Source organism: Bacillus sp. JJ675, from assembly GCF_036963165.1.
GTDB lineage: Bacteria > Bacillota > Bacilli > Bacillales > Bacillaceae > Bacillus > Bacillus glycinifermentans.
This window is the reverse complement of the sequence record NZ_JBALMR010000128.1, coordinates 1-1841: the sequence shown is the minus strand read 5'-3', so window position 1 is coordinate 1841 and position 1841 is coordinate 1. Positions and strand designations below refer to the sequence as shown.

Sequence of the window (1841 nt, the reverse complement as noted above, 5' to 3'; positions counted from 1 at the left end):
CCGGCTATCGGAACATCTGTCGCGAAATTTACAAATAAGCCGACGCAGACAGTCGATTTTGTCGTACCGACGATCGGATCTTACGGAACGGCTCGGTTCGCACTAACGACTGACGGAGATTTAAGATACGACGGTATGTTGGCGAACGATGGCGCAAGTGTGTCGCGAGTCTCATTTAACATCGGAATTCCATTATGGTAACGGAGGCGATGAATATGCACGTTCTTTTCTACGATGAGAACTTCAAATATGACGGCGAGGCCGATATCGAAATAAATACTGAGGAAGGCGAGGAGCTGCCGCCAAATTGTACAACAGCTTTAATTCCTGCGGGACTTTACGATCCAAAGTATGATCCGAAAAAAGGCGTTTGGGTTGAGTCGGCGACACAAGACTATATCGACAGTGTGAAGCCGCCTGCACCGAAACCAAGCGAAATCGAAGTCCTGTCTCAGCAGGTCGCGGATCTATACTATCTAATTGCGATGGGAGGAGCGTAATATGATAGATTGGTTCACGTATATCAAAGGGTTTTATGAAAAGGGTCGATGGACGAAAAAACAAGTTTATGATGTCGTTGCTGTCGGCCGCATCACGCCGGAACAATACGAAGAAATTACCGGTGAACCGTACGATCCCAATACGCCTCCCAGCGAAGACCCTTCTGGGGAAACTAGCGAATCTACTGGGACTAACGAAGAAGTGAGCGGACAGGAGGCGTAGTCATTGGGCGGAGAATTAGACGTAATCAAATATTTCCTAACACAAGGGCCGTTCGCGGTCCTTTTTACGTGGCTGCTGATTTACGTCATGAAATCGAACCGTGAACGTGAGTCGCGGCTACAAGATCTACTCGATAAATTCAGCGATAAATACGACGTCATTATCGACAAGCTCGATAGGCTCGAGGAAAAGTTTCGCGGAAGAGATTAACGCAGCCCGTTCGGTGAGAGTCCGGCGGGCTTTTTATATACGGAAAAATAACGAAAGGGAGACGATTGCATGGCGATCACAGTAAAGAAAAATCTCGTTCCATCCAGTAAGTATTCGGTTAAATGTCCGTATTCAATGGATGCGAAGTACATCACGTTCCACAATACGGCAAACGACGCATCAGCAGTGAATGAGATTGCGTACATGATTCGGAACAACAACGAAGTATCGTATCACTTCGCGGTAGACGATAAGGAAGTCGTTCAGGGACTTCCGACTAACCGTAACGCCTGGCATTGCGGAGACGGTAACGGTGTTAATTCCGGAAACCGTACGTCTATTGGCGTCGAGGTCTGCTATTCGAAATCAGGCGGCGCTAAGTATAAAGCGGCCGAAAAGCTTGCGATTAAATTCATTGCGCAGCTATTGAAGGAGCGCGGTTGGGGCGTTGATCGCGTTAAGAAACATCAGGATTGGTCCGGAAAATACTGCCCGCACCGTGTACTCGATGAGGGACGTTGGGACGAAGTAAAAGCGGCCATCGCTGCGGAACTTAAAGCGCTCGGAGGAAAGTCGTCTAGCCCTGCGAAACCAGCGTCTAAGCCATTCGGAAAGACTTATACGGTAAAGAAAGGCGACACGCTTTCGGAAATTGCGGTTAAAACAGGCGTCAGCGTGGCGAAACTCCAGTCCTATAACGGTATTAAAAATCCGAATAAAATCATGGTCGGTCAGGTTCTGAAGCTTACGGGAAGCGGCGGTTCCAAGTCGTCATCTAGCGGTAAGAAATACGTATATCTTCCGGCATCTGCCGACTCATGGCGCATCTATCCGACTAACAAAGCGCCGGTCAAAGGGAACGAGATAGACTATTTGCGTCCGAAGAAATTCGGCGGCCTTAAATACGA

Annotated in this window: 4 protein-coding genes and 1 pseudogene; all 5 read left to right on the top strand. The window is 48.3% G+C overall.

The genetic code is table 11. The annotated features are described in order from the left end of the window. Positions 1 to 201, top strand: a pseudogene (locus tag V7126_RS23795) (phage baseplate upper protein); the annotation flags it as partial. Between the two features lie 14 nt (positions 202 to 215). After that, the gene (locus V7126_RS23790) at positions 216 to 500 is read left to right on the top strand and encodes a hypothetical protein (protein WP_048355856.1); all 285 of its coding nucleotides are present in this window, start codon (positions 216 to 218) and stop codon (positions 498 to 500) included. Position 501: 1 nt separating this feature from the next. Further along, positions 502 to 723 carry an XkdX family protein gene (locus V7126_RS23785; RefSeq protein ID WP_048407040.1) on the top strand — a complete coding sequence of 74 codons (222 nt, stop codon included), beginning with the start codon at positions 502 to 504 and terminating at the stop codon, positions 721 to 723. Positions 724 to 726: 3 nt separating this feature from the next. Further along, positions 727 to 933 carry a BhlA/UviB family holin-like peptide gene (locus V7126_RS23780; RefSeq protein WP_046132536.1) on the top strand — a complete coding sequence of 69 codons (207 nt, stop codon included), beginning with the start codon at positions 727 to 729 and terminating at the stop codon, positions 931 to 933. A gap of 69 nt (positions 934 to 1002) precedes the next feature. Next, on the top strand, positions 1003 to 1841 hold an 839-nt coding region (locus tag V7126_RS23775; RefSeq protein WP_335499833.1), incomplete at its 3' end, for an N-acetylmuramoyl-L-alanine amidase.

Bases quoted from the DNA above. Each gene is read 5' to 3' on its own strand.
- V7126_RS23790 (WP_048355856.1), top strand. From the start codon at position 216: ATGCACGTTCTTTTCTACGATGAGAACTTCAAATATGACGGCGAGGCC.
- V7126_RS23785 (WP_048407040.1), top strand. From the start codon at position 502: ATGATAGATTGGTTCACGTATATCAAAGGGTTTTATGAAAAGGGTCGA.